Here is a 243-nt window from a genome sequence, read left to right on the forward strand (position 1 = left end):
GCTAAATTCTTAAATGAAGATGTGATCACGCAGTTACTTGAACGTACTAATGCACAAACAGGCGATATCATTTTATTTGGTGCGGATAAACGCAACACCGTAAATGAAGCCATGGGCGCACTTCGTTTAAAAATTGGTATTGATTTAGAAATCACTAATTTAGATAGCTGGGCACCACTTTGGGTTGTTGACTTCCCAATGTTTGAAGAAGATGACGAAGGCACATTACACGCTGTACACCAT

Annotated in this window: 1 protein-coding gene; it reads left to right on the forward strand. The window is 39.5% G+C overall.

The window, feature by feature from the left end:
• On the forward strand, positions 1-243 hold a 243-nt coding region (locus tag AAEY72_RS16035), incomplete at both ends, for a GAD domain-containing protein (RefSeq protein ID WP_352311658.1).

This window comes from Psychrobacter sp. W2-37-MNA-CIBAN-0211 (genome assembly GCF_040309405.1).
In the GTDB taxonomy this organism is placed as follows: Bacteria; Pseudomonadota; Gammaproteobacteria; order Pseudomonadales; family Moraxellaceae; genus Psychrobacter; species Psychrobacter glaciei.